At 57.3% G+C, this 18,842-nt stretch carries 13 protein-coding genes and 4 pseudogenes; 3 read left to right on the forward strand and 14 right to left on the reverse strand.

Annotated features, from left to right (window positions below):
- Positions 1 to 7: 7 nt before the first annotated feature.
- The 5 genes from pyk to JQF37_RS27165 all read right to left on the reverse strand — a co-directional run bounded on the left by pyk (position 8) and on the right by JQF37_RS27165 (position 6,684).
- Positions 8 to 1,456, reverse strand: a complete 1,449-nt coding sequence (pyk, locus tag JQF37_RS27145; protein ID WP_057978697.1) for a pyruvate kinase — start codon at positions 1,454 to 1,456, stop codon at positions 8 to 10.
- Positions 1,457 to 1,652: 196 nt separating this feature from the next.
- Positions 1,653 to 3,191: a glycerol-3-phosphate dehydrogenase gene (glpD, locus tag JQF37_RS27150; RefSeq protein WP_057978699.1), complete on the reverse strand. Its 1,539-nt coding sequence runs from the start codon at positions 3,189 to 3,191 to the stop codon at positions 1,653 to 1,655.
- 196 nt (positions 3,192 to 3,387) lie between these two features.
- Positions 3,388 to 4,143, reverse strand: coding sequence for a DeoR/GlpR family transcriptional regulator (locus JQF37_RS27155; RefSeq protein WP_057978701.1), 756 nt, complete (start codon positions 4,141 to 4,143; stop codon positions 3,388 to 3,390).
- Positions 4,144 to 4,238: 95 nt separating this feature from the next.
- Complete coding sequence (gene glpK, locus JQF37_RS27160; RefSeq protein ID WP_057978703.1) at positions 4,239 to 5,744, reverse strand: glycerol kinase GlpK; 1,506 nt, start codon at positions 5,742 to 5,744, stop codon at positions 4,239 to 4,241.
- 97 nt (positions 5,745 to 5,841) lie between these two features.
- Complete coding sequence (locus JQF37_RS27165) at positions 5,842 to 6,684, reverse strand: MIP/aquaporin family protein (protein ID WP_057978705.1); 843 nt, start codon at positions 6,682 to 6,684, stop codon at positions 5,842 to 5,844.
- Between the two features lie 371 nt (positions 6,685 to 7,055).
- On the opposite strand from JQF37_RS27165, the pseudogene JQF37_RS31570 reads away from it, so the two are divergent.
- Positions 7,056 to 7,250 (forward strand): annotated as a pseudogene (locus JQF37_RS31570) (Cys-tRNA(Pro) deacylase); the annotation flags it as partial.
- 18 nt (positions 7,251 to 7,268) lie between these two features.
- On the opposite strand, the pseudogene JQF37_RS27170 reads toward JQF37_RS31570, so the two are convergent.
- The 8 genes and pseudogenes from JQF37_RS27170 to JQF37_RS27200 all read right to left on the reverse strand — a co-directional run.
- A pseudogene (locus tag JQF37_RS27170) lies at positions 7,269 to 7,598 on the reverse strand (IS66 family transposase); the annotation flags it as partial.
- 38 nt (positions 7,599 to 7,636) lie between these two features.
- Positions 7,637 to 7,981, reverse strand: coding sequence for an IS66 family insertion sequence element accessory protein TnpB (gene tnpB, locus JQF37_RS27175; RefSeq protein ID WP_041506139.1), 345 nt, complete (start codon positions 7,979 to 7,981; stop codon positions 7,637 to 7,639).
- A gap of 88 nt (positions 7,982 to 8,069) precedes the next feature.
- Positions 8,070 to 8,318: pseudogene (locus JQF37_RS31575) on the reverse strand (helix-turn-helix domain-containing protein); the annotation flags it as partial.
- 357 nt (positions 8,319 to 8,675) lie between these two features.
- Positions 8,676 to 9,152, reverse strand: a complete 477-nt coding sequence (locus JQF37_RS27180; RefSeq protein WP_041506140.1) for a cytochrome P460 family protein — start codon at positions 9,150 to 9,152, stop codon at positions 8,676 to 8,678.
- 651 nt (positions 9,153 to 9,803) lie between these two features.
- Positions 9,804 to 10,211 (reverse strand): TetR/AcrR family transcriptional regulator, encoded by a 408-nt coding sequence (locus JQF37_RS27185; RefSeq protein WP_041506141.1) that lies wholly within the window; start codon positions 10,209 to 10,211, stop codon positions 9,804 to 9,806.
- The gene (locus JQF37_RS27190; protein WP_041506142.1) at positions 10,208 to 12,097 is read right to left on the reverse strand and encodes an integrase; all 1,890 of its coding nucleotides are present in this window, start codon (positions 12,095 to 12,097) and stop codon (positions 10,208 to 10,210) included. Before JQF37_RS27190 ends, JQF37_RS27185 begins: the two co-directional genes overlap by 4 nt.
- On the reverse strand, positions 12,094 to 13,770 hold the full coding sequence (locus JQF37_RS27195; protein ID WP_041506143.1) for a hypothetical protein: 1,677 nt from the start codon (positions 13,768 to 13,770) through the stop codon (positions 12,094 to 12,096). Before JQF37_RS27195 ends, JQF37_RS27190 begins: the two co-directional genes overlap by 4 nt.
- Positions 13,770 to 14,915 carry a site-specific integrase gene (locus JQF37_RS27200; RefSeq protein ID WP_041506144.1) on the reverse strand — a complete coding sequence of 382 codons (1,146 nt, stop codon included), beginning with the start codon at positions 14,913 to 14,915 and terminating at the stop codon, positions 13,770 to 13,772. The genes JQF37_RS27195 and JQF37_RS27200 overlap by 1 nt, the downstream gene beginning before the upstream one ends.
- 101 nt (positions 14,916 to 15,016) lie before the next feature.
- Here JQF37_RS27200 and JQF37_RS27205 point away from each other — a divergent pair.
- Together JQF37_RS27205 and JQF37_RS27210 are read left to right on the forward strand one after the other, a co-directional pair.
- A pseudogene (locus JQF37_RS27205) lies at positions 15,017 to 15,391 on the forward strand (MFS transporter); the annotation flags it as partial.
- Positions 15,392 to 15,412: 21 nt separating this feature from the next.
- Positions 15,413 to 16,390 carry a D-glycerate dehydrogenase gene (locus JQF37_RS27210; protein WP_130210290.1) on the forward strand — a complete coding sequence of 326 codons (978 nt, stop codon included), beginning with the start codon at positions 15,413 to 15,415 and terminating at the stop codon, positions 16,388 to 16,390.
- A gap of 140 nt (positions 16,391 to 16,530) precedes the next feature.
- Here JQF37_RS27210 and JQF37_RS27215 read toward each other — a convergent pair whose 3' ends face one another.
- Positions 16,531 to 18,765 carry a fibronectin type III domain-containing protein gene (locus JQF37_RS27215; protein ID WP_189340464.1) on the reverse strand — a complete coding sequence of 745 codons (2,235 nt, stop codon included), beginning with the start codon at positions 18,763 to 18,765 and terminating at the stop codon, positions 16,531 to 16,533.
- Between the last annotated feature and the right edge of the window lie 77 nt (positions 18,766 to 18,842).

An 18,842-nucleotide genomic window follows, 5' to 3' on the forward strand; every position in this document is an offset into this window, starting at 1 on the left:
TCCTCACTCAGCGAATGGCTTCACCGACGCACACGACTCGAAGGGAGTTCGTGCCACCTTGGGCGTTGGCGTAGTCGCCTTTGGTAATCAGCACGTGATCGCCAGCCTTGACGACGCCACGCCGGGTCAGCTCCGCAACGGCCTTCTCGTTCACCAACTCAGGGTCGAAATCATCGCTGTCGAACGGAATGGTGGTGACACCACGGAACAGCGTGACCCGGTTCTGAGTAGCCAGATTGCGAGAGAATGCAAAAATGGGCAGGTGCGAGCGAATGCGCGACATCAAACGAGGGGTATCGCCGCTCTCCGTCATGCAGATGATGGCTTTGACGCCATGCAGATGGTTGGCTGCATACATCGCTGACATCGCGATGGATTCGTCGATCTTGTGGAACACTTGATCGACACGGTGCTTGGAGCGATGGGATTGAGGGTGTTTTTCCGCACCGATAATGATCCGGTGCATGGCCTCAACCGTCTCGATCGGATAGGCACCGGCCGCGGTTTCAGCGGAGAGCATCACCGCATCGGTACCATCCAGCACCGCATTGGCCACGTCGAACACTTCAGCACGGGTCGGCATAGATTGAGTGATCATCGACTCCATCATCTGCGTCGCCGTGATTACCACGCGATTCAGTGTGCGAGCACGGTCAATAATCAGCTTTTGCACGGCCACCAATTCTGCATCGCCAATCTCAACGCCCAGATCGCCACGAGCGACCATTACACCTTCCGATGCTTCAATGATCGCGTCCAGAATACGTAGATCGTTGACGGTTTCTGCGCGCTCGATCTTCGCGATCAAGCCTGCCTGCCCTCCAGCTTCATGCAGCAACCGACGCGCCAATTCCATATCCGAAGCATCGCGTGGGAACGACACAGCCAGGTAGTCCACCTGCATTTCTGCGGCAGTCTTGATATCGGCGAAGTCCTTCTCGGTCAGTGCCGACGCAGACAATCCCCCACCTTTGCGGTTGATCCCTTTGTTGTTCGAAAGCGGCCCGCTGACCAGGACTTCGCAGATCAATCGCGTCGCCTCGACCTTCAGGACCCTAAGCTCGATTCGCCCATCATCAAGCAGCAAAATGTCGTACGGACGGCTATCGGTGATCAGCGCTTCGTAGTCAATACCGACTCGCTGCTGGTCCCCTGCATTCTTGTCCAGGGAAGCGTCGAGAACGAACTGCTGACCCTTTTCCAGGATCACCTTTCCTTGCGCGAATCGCGCAATTCGAATTTTCGGACCTTGCAAATCAGCCAACACCGCCACGAAGCGGCCATGCTTGGCAGCCAGCTCACGGACCAACCTCGCCCGGGCAATGTGATCCTCCGCCTTGCCGTGAGAAAAATTCAGACGCACGACATCCACGCCTGCTTTGACCAACCCCTCGATGGCTTCGAATGATTCGGTTGCTGGCCCCAATGTAGCCACAATTTTTGTTCTGCGTTGCATGACAGTCACCACTTCAAATACGTTCGTATGAATAGCGCCCCGTATAAATCCGAAGCCCTGCTTCGCTAACCCATGCGCGAATTGTTCGAGCCCGGCACGCCGAAGCCGGCCGGGATGCTCGAAGGTCGGTCATGATTCGCGGTAGAAAGCCCCTGAATCGTAGAGTTCAGGGGCTTTGCTTTAACCGGACTCCCGATCAGGCCGTTTCGATCTTGCTGCGGTTCTGCTCGACCTTATTCAGGTAGTCCTTGAGGTTTTCCTGTTCCGCCGGTGTGATAAACAAACCGAGCTTGCTGCGGCGCCACAGAATGTCGTGCGCGGTGGTGGCCCACTCTTCACTGCACAGGTAATCGACTTCACGGGTGTAGAGCCCGCCGCCGATGTGTTCGCCCAGATCGCTCAGGTTCTGCACGCCTTCCAGCATGCGCCAGGTGCGGCTGCCATAAGTGGTGGCCCAACGGCTTGCGATTTCGCTTGGCATCCAGTCGAACTTGTCGCAAATCAGCGAGCTCAATGCCTGCGGGGTGGTCATGTCTTCGCCGCCGGGCAGAGTCGATTGCGCGGTCCAGCTCGGCTTGATGCCTTTAAAGAACGGCGCCAGTTGCGCCAGGGCCGATTCGGCCAGTTTGCGATAAGTCGTCAGCTTGCCCCCGAACACCGACAACAATGGCGCCTCTGCCGCACTGCCGGACAGGGCCAGGGTGTAGTCGCGAGTCACGGCCGAAGGGTTGTCGGATTCGTCATTGCACAGTGGGCGAACGCCAGAGTAGCTGTGCAGGATGTCCTCGCGGCTCAGTCGCTTCTTGAAGTGCGCGTTGACCACCTTGAGCAGGTAATCGGTTTCGCCTTCGGTGATCGTCACTTTGGCCGGGTCGCCGGTGTATTCGCGGTCGGTGGTACCGATCAGGGTGAAGTGGTTCAGATACGGAATAGCGAACACGATGCGCTGGTCTTCGTTCTGCAGAATGAAAGCATTCGGCGCGTCGTAGAGTTTCGGCACGATCAGGTGGCTGCCCTGGATCAGGCGGATGCCATACGGTGATTCCAACATCAGGTCATCGCGAATGAACTTGGCGACCCAGGGGCCGGCCGCATTCACTAGCGCCTTGGCGCGAATCGAAAACAGGTTGCCGTCAGCGCGTTCCAGGTGCAGGTGCCACAAACCGTTGCTGCGCCGGGCGCTGACGCAGCGGGTTTGGGTGTGAACATGAGCGCCTTTCTCGCGGGCGGCCATGGCATTCAATACGACGAGGCGAGCGTCATCGACCCAGCAATCGGAATATTCGAAGCCTTTGGTGATTTCGCTTTTCAGCGGGCTGTCCGGACCGAACTTCAGGCTTTTCGAACCTTCAAGTTTTTCCCGTTTGCCCAGGTGGTCATAAAGGAACAGACCGGCGCGGATCATCCATGCAGGTCGCAGGTGCGGGCGGTGTGGCAACACGAAGCGCATCTGCTTGACGATGTGCGGCGCCTTGGCCAGCAGCACCTCGCGCTCGGCCAGGGCTTCTCGAACCAGGCGGAATTCGTAATGTTCGAGGTAGCGCAGGCCGCCGTGGATCAGTTTGCTGCTGGCCGACGACGTGTGGCTGGCCAGGTCGTCCTTTTCGCAAAGGAACACCGAAAGACCGCGACCGGCGGCATCCGCTGCGATCCCCACGCCATTGATCCCACCACCGATGACGGCGATATCGTAGACCTCAGCGAGAGGGGGCGTAGGCAAGGTAGAAGTGAGCATCGGCAGGCCTCAGGGCTTTGTTGTGCATTTGAATTCGAACATTAATGTTCATTTTCGAAAATTGCAACCGAAATTGACGCCCGCGACCACTTAACTTCGATTGAAAATACTCATCGAAGGGCCGCTAAAGGAACATTTTCGAACATTTAGATGTGCGGGGGGGGGATTTGTAGTGCGGGCTTAACCGCCCTTGGGGTTAAACAACCTCGAGGCGAATCTTGTGTTGACTCAGTAGCTGCGCCAGCGCCGGCACTGGCGGCTGATCGGTGACCAGGCAATCGATCAGGCTGATCGGTCCCAGTCGAACCATGGCGTTACGACCAAATTTACTGGAGTCGGCCGCCAGTATTACTTGTCGGGCATTGGCGATGATTGCCTGGGATACCCGCACTTCCTGATAGTCGAAATCCAGCAGGCTGCCGTCTTCGTCGATCCCGCTGATACCGACCAGGGCGAAGTCGACCTTGAACTGGTTGATGAAATCGACGCTGGCCTGGCCGACGACACCGCTGTCGCGGCGCACATTGCCGCCAGCGAGCAGGACTTCGAAATCATCCTTGGCGCTGAGGATCGAGGCGACGTGCAGGTTGTTGGTGATCACCTTGAGCTGGGTGTGATTGAGCAGCGCCCGGGCGATGGATTCGGTGGTGGTGCCGATGTTGATGAACAGCGAGGCGTGATCGGGAATCTGGGCGGCGATAGCTTCGGCGATGCGTTGTTTCTCATCGCGCATTTGATCGGCACGCATGGCGTAGGCAGTGTTTTCTACGCTTGAATCGTAAGCAGCGCCGCCGTGATAGCGACGCAACAAATTTACTTCCGCCAATTGATTGATATCGCGGCGGATGGTCTGCGGTGTAACGACGAACAGCTGAGCCATTTCCTCGATGCTGACGTAACCGCGTTCGCGGACCAGCTCGAGGATTTGCTGCTGACGGGGAGGCAGATTCATGGGGCTTCCTTTGGGCTGCCGTGCAAAATTTGCCCATGATGCCGCAGGAATCCACTCCCTGCCAGTTACATACGGATACGAGTCAGTGCTCTGGCTTACTTAGCCTCTTCGTGCGGTTCCCAATCGCGGGTGCGGCTCACGGCTTTTAGCCAGCCGGCGTAGAGTTTTTCCTTCTCTGCTTCGGCCAAGTGAGGTTCGAATTCGCGCTCGATCACGGCTTTGCCACGCAGTTCGTCCAGGCTGCCCCAGAAGCCACAGGCCAGACCTGCCAGATAGGCAGCGCCCAGGGCAGTGGTTTCACGCATTTGTGGGCGTTCGACGTGAGTGCCGAGAATGTCCGCCTGGAATTGCATCAAGAAGTTGTTCGCGACTGCACCGCCGTCGACGCGCAGGGCTTTGAGGCGTTCGCCCGAATCCTGTTGCATGGCGTCGAGCACGTCGCGGGTCTGGTAGGCAATCGATTCCAGGGCCGCGCGAATGATGTGATCCACGCGTACGCCACGGGTCAGGCCGAACAGCGCACCACGGGCATACGGGTCCCAGTACGGTGCGCCTAGACCGGTGAAGGCCGGGACCAGGTACACGCCGTTGCTGTCTTTGACCTTGCCGGCAAAGTATTCGGTGTCGTGAGCGTCGTTGATGATTTTCAGCTCGTCACGCAGCCACTGCACGGTGGAACCGCCGTTGAACACCGCGCCTTCCAGCGCGTAAGCGACTTCGCCGCGTGGGCCACACGCGATGGTGGTGAGCATGCCGTGCTTGGATTTCACGGCCTTGTCGCCGGTGTTCATCAGCAAGAAGCAGCCGGTGCCGTAGGTGTTTTTCGCCTGGCCTGGCTCGACGCACATCTGACCGAACAGAGCAGCCTGTTGGTCGCCGGCAATGCCGCCGATGGCGATACCGCTTTTGGTATGGCCGTAGATTTCCGAGGACGACTTTACCTCTGGCAGCATTTCCCGCGGGATATCCAGTATCTCAAGCATCTTCGCATCCCACTCCAGGGTGTGGATGTTGAAGAGCATGGTCCGCGAAGCGTTGGTGTAGTCGGTAACGTGGATCTTGCCGCCGGTAAATTTCCAGATCAGCCAGCTGTCGATGGTGCCGAACAGCAACTCGCCGTTGCGGGCGCGTTCGCGGCTACCTTCGACGTTGTCGAGAATCCACTTCAGCTTGGTGCCGGAGAAGTACGGGTCGGTAACCAGGCCCGTGGTTTCGCGGATGTACTGTTCATGGCCATCGCGTTTGAGCTGCTGGCAGATCTCGGTGCTACGTCGGCACTGCCAGACGATTGCGTTGTAGATCGGGCGGCCGGTGGTCTTGTCCCAGACTACGGTGGTTTCGCGTTGGTTGGTGATGCCGATGGCGGCAACCTGATCGTGATGCAGGCCGGCTTGAGCCAGGGCCTCGACCATCACCGCACTTTGGGTGGCGAAGATTTCCATCGGGTCGTGTTCGACCCAACCGGCTTGCGGGTAATGCTGGGCGAATTCGCGCTGAGCGGTACAGACCACATTGGCGTCGCGGTCGAAAATGATCGCCCGGGAGCTGGTCGTACCCTGATCGAGGGCAATGATGTAGTTCTTATTCTGAATGTCGGTCATGTCGATTGCCTTGGACGAAATAAGGGGGGGTGGGGGCGCGAGATCAGGGTTGGGCAGGATTTCGCGCCGCCGCTTTCAAGAAACTTTTACTTTGCCGTCAATGGCGTGTTCTGCAGGCGTGTTCTGCATCCTTTGTAGCAGGTATGACGCTGGGTAGATGGCGGGCAATCAGCCCGCGATAGGCGGCAGCGCCGAGGCAGGCACCGATGATCGGTGCAAAAATCGGAATCAGGAAGTACGGAATATCGCGCCCGCCGGTAAAAGATATTTCACCCCAGCCGGCGAAGAAGGTCATCAATTTAGGACCGAAATCGCGCGCCGGGTTCATCGCAAAACCGGTCAGCGGGCCCATCGAGCTGCCGATCACGGCAATCAGCAGACCGATCAGCAACGGCGCCAGTGGGCCCTTTGGTAGACCATTGTTGTCGTCGGTCAGGGACATGATCACGCCCATTAGAATGGCGGTGATGATCACTTCAACCAGAAATGCTTGGCCCGTCGACAAGGCAGGGTTCGGGAAGGTCGAGAACACCGAGGCCAGTTCCAGGCTGGCTTGTGTGCCGCGAACCATATGGTGCGTTTGTTCGAAATCGAAGAACAGGTTGCTGTAAAGCGTGTAAACCAACAACGCTGCGCAGAAGGCGCCAGCGACCTGGGAGAAGATGTAGAACGGTAGTTTGCGCTTTTCAAAGTCGGCAAAAATGCACAGCGCAATACTGACTGCCGGATTGAGGTGGGCGCCGGAAACACCGGCGGTCAGGTAGATCGCCATGCTCACGCCGATCCCCCAGATGATGCTGATTTCCCAAAGGCCAAAGCTGGCACCCGCGACCTTGAGCGCGGCAACACAGCCCGTACCAAAGAAGATCAGTAAAGCAGTACCCAGGAACTCGGCCATGCATTGGCTCGAGAGCGAAGGTTGTTGTAATGCAGTCGTCATTGAAAACCTCGTTTTTTGTTGTTGTCGGGCGCTTTTTCATCAGGGTCAAAGCGCGATTTTCACTGAAGCAAGATCCCCTTCGATCTCGAGCTTGCTGCCGAGTGTTGCAGTGGAACATTCGCAAAATGTTCACATTCGAAAAATACAGACATTGAACACTGGTGTCAAAGGTCGAAAGTGAATAAAAACCCAATTCAACTATTAGTCATTAGTCACATGAATCATCGTTCTTGCTTAATCAGCGCCTCTCTCTGACGAGCGGCAACAAGCGCTGGTAGCCCTTTGGAAATTGGCCAAATAGAGCCTTGTGTCGATCAATGACCTAGAATCCAGCACACCATTTTTCTTCAGCCGCCAAGCCAAGAGCTACCATTACACCCGCATTGGATTTGTTGAAAAAAGTTCGTTACGAACATCGTGCGCGCAGTTACGAACATTATCCCAAGGCAGCGTCTTATGGGCTGGAGCCCGCGGAGAACTTCGGATTGGACCTACGCAAGTGTTCAAGGCATTGCTGGGCGGCTACTGAGAAGTTCGAGTTGCCGGTAGCCGTGGTGCCGGTCGTTTGGCACTGACGGCAGGCGAAGTTTCCCACCGCAACCAGAACATTGTGATTCGGGCTGATGGACGTGAATTTCGCGAGGCAGGTGTTCAGGTAATGGCTTGCGCCGAGAGATAGGGCGAGGTGGCGGTTCGGTTGGCGGCGTCAGTTCCGTCTGGCTGACTTGCAACTCTTCAAGACTCAGTTGGAGCTGATCGATCATCGCGTCCAGTTGCTCGGAGCTGCGACCGAACTGCGTACGACGCAGCTTGGCGATCATCATTTTCAAGCGCTCAATCTCTGCCCGCTGGGCAGAGACCAGAGCCTTCAAGACTTGAAGATCGTTAGGCAGAGAGTCGGTCGCGAGAGTCATGACCGAATGTTACTTGGGATTTTTTTCAGCGTGGCAAGTCAGACCGCGAGGACAGGTGCTGTACGAATTGGCCTGCGCCAATCAATGCCTTCCAACAGCATCGACAACTGCGCAGCCGTCAGCGACACGCTGCCGCTGGTTGCTTGCGGCCAGACGAAGCGCCCTTGTTCCAGCCGTTTGCAAAACAGGCACAACCCGTCGCCGTCCCACCACAGCAATTTGATCCGGTCACCGCGCCGTCCGCGAAAGGCGAAAATCTGACCGGAGAACGGATCGGCTTTAAGCTGAGTCTGCACCAGTGCGGCTAAACCGTCGAAGCCACGGCGCATGTCCGTGACACCGGCGGCGATCCAGATGCGGGCTCCAGCGGGAGGAGAAATCATCGCAATAACTGCTGCAAGATGAGTTGCAGGGTCTGCGGGTCAGGCGTGCCAGTGATGCGCAGCTTACGGGCTGCCCATGCCCGAAGGTTCTGAAGCTAACCAGTATCTTTTTTTCGACTTGGTTGAGACTGTCGGCAGAAATCGGCGTATTCGTGCCGGTGAGCACGAAGAGAATGTCTACACCGTGATTCGTGATGGCTGCGAGATAATCAGCTTTAGGCATGCGTTTGCCACTTTCGTATTTGCCTTCAGCGTTTGCCTCCACACCACCTAATTGACCAAACGCACGTTGCGAAAGACGTAAGCGCTCCCTTTCGCTTCGTAATCGACAGCCAATTCAATCCATATGAATACTCAAACAAGTAAGCTCTATTCGTTAGGGTTGTAAATTGATTCAGCCTGAACCAATTTTAACCAGTATGAATGATTTTGAACCATGTCACGCTTGGAGCAGCGCCGCGTAAAGGGCAAACGTCCGAGCATCATGACGACCACCCAACAAGGTAAATCCGACCAAGAGTTTCATTCTTGAGAGATTGCGTTACCCCCGCCACATCAATTGAAGGCTTCAGCTAGCAGGCGAATATGAAGTCTGCGTTAATTTGAGAAAAGTCGCATTAATTTCAGAAACCTTATTGAACCATTGGCTCATTTGTCACTCTGAGACCACCGCAAAACTGTCGATGTTTCTCGCTCAGTCACGCAAGCGGCTGAACACGTAGTCGTGATCTTTTTGCGGGGTATGGCAGGCAAAGCAGGCGGTCGTCGCCTTGGCACGCACGACGCGATTGGCTGAGTCACCGCTGCCGAAGCCTTCGAACCCCCAGCCCCCCGTCGCACTGAACTGCTTCGCATCCTTGTGCATGACGCCCACAACCTTGCGCGCTCCTTCGGTCACAGCATTGTCGGCCCGCTTCGCGTCCAGCAAATCGAACACGATGACCGCGCCATCCGGAAACTTACCTGATCGGTAACCTTCCATCGCTTGCTTATTGGCATACAGGTGATGGATGCCGCCGAAGGCTTCGTAAAGCGGATGTCCCTGGTCAATGACCATACTCTTGACGTGGTGCCAGTCGCGGTAGCCGGTCGGGTACGGCACTTCCGCATCTGTCGCCAGGACAGGGTTGACGAGGGTTGCCAGTGTCAGTGCAGCGAGTAAGCGCTTCATGGTTGCCTCAGTACTTCAGTCCGCGAGCGCGGCACCGAAGTTGATGTGAATGATTGGTGGTCGATACCAGCGCAGGTGCCGACTTCACGCTAAACCCCTCCGCCTGGGCGATGCGTCCTTGCTGATCACCGAGAAGCGTCACTGCAACCTGATTGCGCGCCGGGTCGAGAGCGCTGGAGTACTGCTGTTCTACAGACACTACATCGGAGAGCTGTTGTAAAAAACAGAGCCTTGCTCATGTCCGACTCCTCTATCGCTGGCTTTAGAGCATCGCCACGATGCATTACTGGAATTAGAGCTTGCTACCTCTATCTCGTCAAATTATGCATCGAGGAACACTGGTGTTGAGGGGACCTGCTGCTCAATGGGTTGCCGACCGATACGTTGCCAGATCACATTCCCACTGAACAGCAGTCGCATCACTTGCACACAATCGCCCTTAGCGTTGGGATCAGGAAGGTGTGTTGGACGGACGGTTATGGGCACACTTCTTGAAACGATTCGTCTGCGGCATGTTGTTTGGCTGACACTCCCCAGTGATTTTTTTGTAAGTCCTTCCCTTCTGGCAGATTCCGTCCGACGGACAGAACATACTTGGAGGGAGTATCAGAGCATTTTCGTAGCACATTTAGAGAGCGAGAGCTTACGGAATTACAACTTGCCCGAGGGTAGATCTACTACCTTGGGGTCGCTCTGCTTTGCCTTTAGAACACGGGTCTCGGCTATCAATACCTCGTTAATCGAGGCGAGGTTGGCAATCTTCACGCGTAGCTCCTCATTCTCTTGGCGGAGCATTCGATTTTTCTCGCGTTCAGCCAAGAGATCCTGGTGTTTCACATCCCGCTGAGCACGACTCGAACGTCCCTGAGCTTCACGGATCGCTTCGGCGATATTTGGGTAGTGATTGTGGATCAGCGCCGTCGAAACACCGGCCTCACGCGCCACCGCGGCGATGGTGACCTTGGATTCTCCGGTGTGCGTCCGACCACGCTGGATGCGCGCGAGCGCGAGTTGCAAATCCCGCTCGCGGGCGTCCGAGGGCTTGCGTTTGATCGTCATACTACGTTCGCCTCCGGGTCGTATCCAAGCTGCATAAGCACGTCACGACAGCGATCCAAATCACGCAATACGCGCTGTCGACCACCGTCACCAATATCGTTGCAATCCAACAACCCCTTCAAGTTGCCATAAAGACGCTGGTAGATACCAACATGGGCACCTCCAATCACGGCGTTGTTGCAGTCGCCGCAGCGCGTTCGCTCCATGGTGTTGCCGACGCAACGATCATCGGCGGCGGTACACCAGGCATGACCATTACTTCGAATCGCGGTGCTCTCAGCAATCGAGGTCACCATCGAGGCGTGGTTCTTGAAGATCGCGAGGTTCGCCGAATCGCGCTGCCAATGCTTGATCGATCGACCGTAGCCGCCAGTCAGTGGTGTGTCCCCCAGCCAAGTACCGACGACCTCGGACTTGATGTCTTCGAGTTCTGACTGGATGTCTTCGTACAGTTCGATATCGAGATGCTGCCCCCAATCTTGATCCATGGCGTAGCCCAAGGTCATGTCCATGGACCAGTGCGCGAAATGCTCACGCAGGTAACGCAGGTCGCCAAACTGGCTATGCGCTGCGTAGTTGGCGAATTTACGGCGAAATTGATGGCTGGCTAAGATCCAGATCAGACCACAGCTCTTCGCGAACGCTTTGAGGCACATGTTCCATGCCGAACCCGAGAGGGTACGAACTTGATTACGCTTCGTGGCAGCCACCCCGAGAAAGAGAGCCTGCTGATGCTTCTGCGCCGTGGCGATTTGCGGATCACTCGAGTTAAGCATTCTTCGCTCGGCGATCTCAGCGTCGATCATCGCCTGGTACGGCTCGGCCCAACGCTCCATTAGGCGCAACACGTGCACAGCAATTTCTGGAATCATCCAGTCGTGCACGCCGGTATCGGTTTTTTCCGATGTGGAGCGCAGCCAGTGGAAGACCGTGCCTTCATCGTCTTCCGTACGGTGGTGCGCGCCAGATTTTACGTTGGCCAACTCATGATTCCGGCAACCGGAGGTGCTGGCCAGAACGATATAGGAGGCAGTTCTCAAATCTTTAATCGCTTGGTTGAATGTCTCAAGCCCGCCTTCCCACCCAAGAGCCGTCAGCTGGCGAACCTTATGCTCCTGAACTGATCTGATCACCTGTCCCTTGCGCGCTACTGCGACGCTATCGAGGGCGTCGCGCAGATCGAGCAGACGCTCACCGCGCTGAACCTGTTCATAGGCCTTCTCGAACAAAGTACAAAACACCTCATCTGGTATCAACGGCGTTTTGCCGGCCTCACTGTTGAGGGAGGCTCTACCGGCCAGGGCTCTCGCCGATGTATCAGGCCAGGGATGTCTTGGGATTGGGTCGTTGGTGTACTGACTGAGTTCATGAAGCGCCTCGACTGACATAAAACGACGTTCAAGGGCCGCCGGAGACAGCGCCTGCCCCCGATTGCGACGCGTCTGTCGGATCTCCTTGCACTCGGCGACGTAATTTGCACAGATCATGGGCGTTACAGCGCCGAAGTGACCGAGCTTAAGCGCGCTTAGATACCGTAGAAAGGGCAATACATTTTCAAAAACATTGCGCAAAGTACTTGCCACGGGACGCTTCTGCCCTGCGCGACCGCGCCGTAGGTAGCGGTACAAGAGGGACTTCATCACCGTTACAAACGCAGCGGGTACTCGATTGAAGTCCAAATTCCTCATGTTGTCCGGTACATTGCTAGTCAACCCTTCGAGCTGCCAAATGTTGTCGCGATAGCGACTGAGGATGACCCAGTGGCCATCAACATGGATGGCGCTGACAATGAGTGCTTCGCGGTCGCCCTCGGGCAACTCACGTATATCCCCTGGTTGTAGTTCGATGCTTGCCCAAGGCAACATGGCCACATTGCTTTTGCTCATGCAAACATCTCCAGACTTTCCACTACATCGGACGACCAAAACGGGTGCGGATCGCGGCGAGCCTGCTCGCGAGCAGCTTCAACGACGGCCGATTTGAAGGTTCCACGCCGCAGCCCTTCAGCCACGATATAGTCGTCAATCAATCGAGGAATATGCGCGTATTCCTGCGCCCAACGCCGCTTGTTCATGCGGGTACGCTCCGCAAACACACGGAAGTAAAAACTAAATAGCCGGTGCAAATCGTCTCCCGTGACCGCGTAATGTTTGCATCGCAGACAGTTGAGGAATGAGAAGCACGCTTCCCCCTCACGTTTTGGTGCATATTGGCCGTTCACCGGATCACCACAGCGCCCCATTGGGGTAGTTTTGTAAGTAGCGCCAATGGTCCGGCTGAGCAGTTCCTGAACCATTATCTCGCCCATAAACTGCCAGTTGCGCCTCGCGTCTGCGCTAGGTGCCAAGTAATTTCGTCCGGCCACCTGTGGTGTGTTACCAAGCGCGATGGCCGTGGTCATCAGGTCACCCGCGAGCAATTCGAATATTCGGTTGGCAAACGTTTTACGTAGTCGAGAGATGTTGATGCGCAGCGGCCGACCATCCGTATCGACGAGTCCATAATCAGTCACCAATTTTTTGGCCGCTAGTTTCAACGCTGAATCCGTCAGGACAATGACCGTGCCGACGCCTGGACCACGGTGCACGCGATACAGCCAAACGCAATCCTTGATGTCGTTCGGAGCCTCCGCACGCAGCGTTTCACTGTGAGCAAGGACACGGCGGATCAGGCGTTCAATGTTGGTTTTGATGGTTGGGGTCGACTCCAGACGACGCTCAGTGGCGCTCTCTGCGCGCAGAGCCACTTTACTGCTGCTGTGTCCGCGACGTTTCCAGAGGACCAAAAAGACACTGTTGTCTTTGGGGTGAGCGCGCAGGCAATCGTGCCCCATCTCCAGCAGCGGCGTGGCGTTACGCCCGGTGTGCAGCGCAACGGTCAACAAGGCATAAGCCAGTAGCTCACCTGTCACAACGGCGTCTTCATTCCAGATTGGCAGGGTCGCCTGTTTTAATGCTGAGGTGAACGCTTGTCGCTGACGTTTCGGTAGTGGCGTTTCCCCCTTACTCTTGCCACTGTTTGGGAACGGGTTTCGCGGAAACGTCGCATCGTCCCCTGTGGTGACCAACGAAATTATCCCTCTGCGGCCCAACGCGTGAAGGACGCACTTCATACCGGTGTAGTGAGTACTCTGGCTAAGCGTGGTAATGCCCAATCCAGCAAGGTAGCCAAGAAAATCGTCAATCAATGCGCGATCGATGGCGTTCAGGGTCAACTCACGGCTGAGCGCGGTTGCACGCAAAATCATGAAGTTAAGGAAGTGGCGTAAACCGCCTTTACAGAAGCTTGCTACGGTACTCGCTTCGACCCCAGTGTCCTGCTGGGCCAGAAAGCGTTCAGTCTGTCGCTGACAGGCATACGTGATTGAATCGATACCCACGCCGTACCAGAAAGCGAAGTCGATGCCTCGGGAACGCGTGGCATTCCTTCCGAAATTGACCTTTGTGTGGACAGGTGGAATCACTTCGGGCAGAACAATGACAGACCCGTTCGCGTCGTGACTATGCTCGACTTGCGGGATATTGAGGTCGGTCTTTAAGAAGACCTTGCGCTTCCCCATTAAACAGCTCCCAAGTCGTCAGACAGTTCATCGTCGTAAGCCAGCACCGCGTTGTCGGCCAGTTCGTTGACCAAGTGCAGGTACACCATCGTCGTCTGGATCGAACTATGACCGAGCTGCCGCTGCACAAACACGAGCGGTTCCAGGCTGCTGCCATTGCGCTGAAGGGCGACCAGAGTATGGGTCGCGTAGGTGTGGCGAAGCATGTGCGTATGAACCTTGATATCCGCACGCTTGCCAATTTCTCGGACAATGCGTTCGATGCGTTTACCATCATCGGCGTAGGGCTCACCGAACTGATTCAAGAACAGCGATTTGTGTTGAGTACGACTCAGTGAAGCCCGCTCACCACGAACCTGCACTACATACCGGTACAGATCCGCGAGAAAGCGTCGACTGATATAGATGTCACGCGGCTTGCTTCCCTTCGTTCGCATTCCGTGACCATCGTGTGGATCAAGGCGAATCCGGATGTTGCGCTCGTGCCTACCGGCTTTGTCCGGATCGAAGACATACGCCAACGGAAAAGAGGCGATTTCCGCTCGCCGCAGGCCAGTCTGAAGTCCAAGTCGAATCATCATTCGGTGATGCGGATTTTCCGCCTTCTCCAGCAACTCCTTAATCTCATCCATGCTGAGGAACTTCGGCAGCACCCGATGCTGACGCGGCATGACGTCGTTCACCATTGCCTTTCCGCCGCTGGCATCGATGTGTGCAAGAAAGCCGGGAGCCCGCTTGATCTTCCGCTCCTCATAACCAAACGGCAGTCTGCTCACCCATTCCTGCTGCTGGGCATACTCATAAAACTTGCAGATATAGTGGAGTCGTTGCCGGGTTGTTGATCGGGCCAACTGACACTCCACCAGGCAGTAGTCCCGGTAACCGGCAACGACACTCTTGGCCTCGCCACGATCTACGTCTCGCCAGTCGAGCTCATGTGCCTGAAGGAAACTGAAAAAGTCGTAAAGAGCACGCCCCGTGCTTGGCCAAGATTTCCGCGACCCAATGGCTCCCCGCAATAGAAAGTGGCGCATGAATTCATTGGCAGGAACGCAACTGTCCATCGTGTCCCAAAGCAAGATCGGAAAGCCTGGATACGGGCGACCGCCAATCACCAAGAGTTCAGTAGCCCACACAAGCTCCATCAACCGCCCCCCCAACCTATGATCTAAACCAATGCTTCTATGGTTGCTTTCTAAATTACTGTTTATAAAGTACTTACCTTCTAACTTTTATCAAGCCCCAGAACATCGCCTTCTACGCTTCCTACGCGTTGGGCGCCGAACATTTCTGGTGGTCCTATACCCTGCTGGTGATTGCCGGTGCCTGCATGTACGCGCCTTACGGGCCCTTCTTCGCGATCATTCCGGAAATCCTTCCCTCCAACGTCGCCGGCGGCGCCATGGCACTGATCAACAGCATGGGCGCCCTGGGTTCGTTCGGCGGTTCCTACCTGGTCGGCTACCTGAACAGCTCTACCGGCTCACCCGGCGCCTCGTACCTGCTGATGAGCGGCGCATTGATGCTCTCGGTGGTACTGACGATTTTCCTCAAGCCCGGCGCCAGCGACCGGGAGCGTCCCACGGTCGCGCTGACCCGTCGCACCGCCGCCCACCCATGAATTGATGTCGAGAGAACCCGGATGAAAAAGCAGGTCGTTCTATACAAGAAACTGTCGCCGTCGCTGATGGCTCGCTTGCACGAGCAGGCTGAAGTGACGCTGATCGAAAGCCTCGATGCCACAGGGCTGGCCAGGCTGCGCGACGCCCTGCCCCGAGCCCAGGGCTTGCTCGGCGCCAGCCTGAAACTGGATGCCGAGCTGCTCGACCTGGCGCCGCATCTTGAAGCCATCGCCAGCGTCTCGGTGGGCGTCGACAACTACGACATCGGCTACCTGACCGAGCGGCGCATCCTGCTCAGCAACACACCGGATGTGCTGACCGAAACCACCGCCGACACCGGTTTCGCCCTGATCCTGGCCACCGCGCGGCGCGTAGTGGAATTGGCGAACCTGGTTCGCGACGGCCGGTGGACCCGCAACATCGGCCCCGCGCACTTCGGCAGCGATGTCCACGGCAAGACCCTGGGCATCATCGGCATGGGACGCATAGGCGAAGCCCTGGCCCAACGTGGGCACTTCGGCTTCGGCATGCCGGTGATCTACCACAGCCACTCGCCGAAACCGGCGGTCGAACAGCGGTTCAATGCCCAGTACCGCAGCCTCGACGACTTGCTGCAGCAGGCTGATTTTGTCTGCCTGACGCTGCCGCTGACCGCCGAAACCGAAGGGCTGATCGGTCCGCGGCAGTTCGCGCTGATGCGTCCAGAGACCATCTTCATCAATATTTCCCGAGGCAAAGTCGTGGATGAAGCGGCGCTGATCCGGGCCTTGAGCGAACGGCAGATTCGCGCCGCCGGGCTGGACGTGTTCGAGCGTGAACCGCTGGGTCATGACTCGCCGTTGCTGCAACTGGACAATGTGGTGGCCACGCCGCACATGGGCTCGGCCACCCATGAGACACGGGAGGCGATGGCCCGGTGTGCGGTGGACAACCTGTTGGCGGCGCTGGCGGGTCAGCGGCCGGTTAATCTGGTGAATGGCGCGGCCTGGAAAGGCTGAAAATCAAAAGGTCGCAGTCGTCGGCAGCTCATTGAGGGAACGCACTTCAACGCAGGCGCTTCCAAAGGCTGCGATCTTTTCAGACCCGCCGGGCATCCAGCAGGTCTGGCGTACATCCCGCCATCGGGCATCGCACGAAGTCAGGCTGAAGTAGCAGATGCCGTGCCGTTAGTGAACGTCTTCGTTACCGACAGGGAACGGTTTCCAGCGGCATCTTTGGCCCTGACATCAAAAACCTCCGAGCTCCCCAGGCCTGAAACCGGGTAACTGTTACCGCTCACCGACACCCAGCTACCCGCGTTGCGACGCACCTCATAGCCGGTGACCCCGACATTGTCCTGCGATGCACTCCAGCTCAGCAGCGCATTGCCAGGCGTCGAGAGCGTCAGCTTGAGGGCCGTCACGCGAATAGGCGGTACCCGGTCATGGGTCACCACGTTGATCACAGCCGACAGGGCCGGTACGGGTCCTTCGGAACGACGGGGCTGAACCGTGAACCGATACTCCTGTTCGGGCATCAACCCCGTGGCGATGTGCTCACGCACGCTGGTGCGAACAAGAGGTCGTCCGGGACAGGTGACTTCGTAATCGATCAGATAAGAGGCGTCCTGCGGAGCATCCCAGGTCAGCCTCGCTTCGTTGAACGTCCTGCCGGGATTGTTCAGGTTTCGTGGTTGCGTCCTGTCCGGGCCGATGGTGACGGTCGCGGACGAGGGCGCTGAATATCCGGTCTCATTAAAGGCTCGCACCTCGATGAAATAGGTCACATCGGGAGACAGGTACCTCAACAGCCAGGTCAGGTGCTCGGTCTCATATCGGGCGATGACTTGTGGGTGTTGACTGAGCAATCCATAGGCCACCTCGTAACCTGGCTGATTGATCGTGGCCCAACTGACTCGCACCGTATCGAAGGTGTCCAGCACAACCAACGGGCCCGGTTTGGGCGGTAATGGAGGGCCATCCAGCGTTCGTTGAGTGATGCGCGACGGCGAAGACTCGCCGTTGGCATTGCGGGCACTGACTTCGACGAAATACAGCGTGTTTTTGTTGAGGTTGGCCAGCGTTTCGTGCAGTAGCCGGGTGGTCAGCGTATTGACCGCCCCGCCGGGTTCGATGCCGTAACGGATCACATAATCGACGGCCCCCGTGGCCGCAGACCATTGAATTTCCAGGGTCGAGATTGTCGACGTCGCCCGCAAGCCAGCGGGCGTCGGCGGTACTTGCAGGGTCTGCCGGGTGATCCGCGTCGGCGCCGAATCGCCGACGTTATTGGTCGAGCGCACATCAAAGTAATAGTTGGTTCCGGAGTTCAGGCCGCTGACCGTGTGAGCTGTTGCCACCGACGTCTGGGTGCCGATCACCGCGCCACTGGGGGCCAGACCATAACTGATCTTGTAACTCGAAGCGTCGGCGGGGCCGGACCAGCTCAGGGCCATGCTGTTTTTGGCGGGTGTGGCGCCCAGATTGGTCGGGCTTGCCGGAACCGAGGCGGCGGGATGGGTTTTGGCCTGGGCGTCCTTGCTGACTGGCGATACCTCGCCGCCCTTGAGCCCGAAGACCTGGATGAGGTATTCCGTGTTCGGATTCAGCCCGCTGACGATATAGGTCAACGAACTGATGGGGACATCGAACTCGCCGACCGTGGAGCCGCCGACCACCGCCCACCTCACCCGCGAAGCGGTGTGCCCGCCACCGGCCGTGTATCCCCAGATCACGCGAATGGCCGAGGTCGACTGAGCGGACGCGGTGATGGTGATCGGCGGGGCCACGTTCGCCGCTTCAGGCAAGGTCTGTTTATTGATCCGAGTCGGCGCCGAATCGCCGACGTTGCTGGACGAACGCACATCAAAGTAATAGTTGGTTCCAGCGTTCAGGCCGCTGACCGTGTGAGCTGTTGCCACCGACGTCTGGGTGCCGATCACCGCGCCACTGGGGGCCAGACCATAACTGATCTTGTAACTCGAAGCGTCGGCGGGGCCGGACCAGCTCAGGGCCATGCTGTTTTTGGCGGGTGTGGCGCCCAGATTGGTCGGGCTTGCCGGAACCGAGGCGGCGGGATGGGTTTTGGCCTGGGCGTCCTTGCTGACTGGCGATACCTCGCCGCCCTTGAGCCCGAAGACCTGGATGAGGTATTCCGTGTTCGGATTCAGCCCGCTGACGATATAGGTCAACGAACTGATGGGGACATCGAACTCGCCGACCGTGGAGCCGCCGACCACCGCCCACCTCACCCGCGAAGCGGTGTGCCCGCCACCGGCCGTGTATCCCCAGATCACGCGAATGGCCGAGGTCGACTGAGCGGACGCGGTGATGGTGATCGGCGGCACCACATACGCCACCCCAGGCAAGGATGATTCGTTTTCGTGCCCACTCATTCGGAAGCCTCCAGCAACGGTTCGATTGTTTGCCATTTAAATACCGTTTGCTGGGACTGCGCTACTGACAGAACTGA

The sequence above is a fragment of the Pseudomonas sp. MIL9 genome, assembly GCF_016887925.1.
GTDB classification, from domain to species: Bacteria; Pseudomonadota; Gammaproteobacteria; order Pseudomonadales; family Pseudomonadaceae; genus Aquipseudomonas; species Aquipseudomonas mohnii.

Excerpts from the sequence above, each read along its gene's own strand:
- JQF37_RS27165 (WP_057978705.1), bottom strand. The coding sequence starts at position 6,684 with ATGACGACTGCATTACAACAACCTTCGCTCTCGAGCCAATGCATGGCC.
- glpD (WP_057978699.1), bottom strand. The coding sequence starts at position 3,191 with ATGCTCACTTCTACCTTGCCTACGCCCCCTCTCGCTGAGGTCTACGAT.
- JQF37_RS27190 (WP_041506142.1), bottom strand. The coding sequence starts at position 12,097 with ATGAGCAAAAGCAATGTGGCCATGTTGCCTTGGGCAAGCATCGAACTA.
- JQF37_RS27215 (WP_189340464.1), bottom strand. The coding sequence starts at position 18,765 with ATGAGTGGGCACGAAAACGAATCATCCTTGCCTGGGGTGGCGTATGTG.
- glpK (WP_057978703.1), bottom strand. The coding sequence starts at position 5,744 with ATGACCGACATTCAGAATAAGAACTACATCATTGCCCTCGATCAGGGT.
- JQF37_RS27155 (WP_057978701.1), bottom strand. The coding sequence starts at position 4,143 with ATGAATCTGCCTCCCCGTCAGCAGCAAATCCTCGAGCTGGTCCGCGAA.
- JQF37_RS27185 (WP_041506141.1), bottom strand. The coding sequence starts at position 10,211 with ATGACGATCAAACGCAAGCCCTCGGACGCCCGCGAGCGGGATTTGCAA.
- JQF37_RS27180 (WP_041506140.1), bottom strand. The coding sequence starts at position 9,152 with ATGAAGCGCTTACTCGCTGCACTGACACTGGCAACCCTCGTCAACCCT.
- pyk (WP_057978697.1), bottom strand. The coding sequence starts at position 1,456 with ATGCAACGCAGAACAAAAATTGTGGCTACATTGGGGCCAGCAACCGAA.
- tnpB (WP_041506139.1), bottom strand. The coding sequence starts at position 7,981 with ATGATTTCTCCTCCCGCTGGAGCCCGCATCTGGATCGCCGCCGGTGTC.
- JQF37_RS27200 (WP_041506144.1), bottom strand. The coding sequence starts at position 14,915 with ATGGAGCTTGTGTGGGCTACTGAACTCTTGGTGATTGGCGGTCGCCCG.
- JQF37_RS27195 (WP_041506143.1), bottom strand. The coding sequence starts at position 13,770 with ATGGGGAAGCGCAAGGTCTTCTTAAAGACCGACCTCAATATCCCGCAA.
- JQF37_RS27210 (WP_130210290.1), top strand. The coding sequence starts at position 15,413 with ATGAAAAAGCAGGTCGTTCTATACAAGAAACTGTCGCCGTCGCTGATG.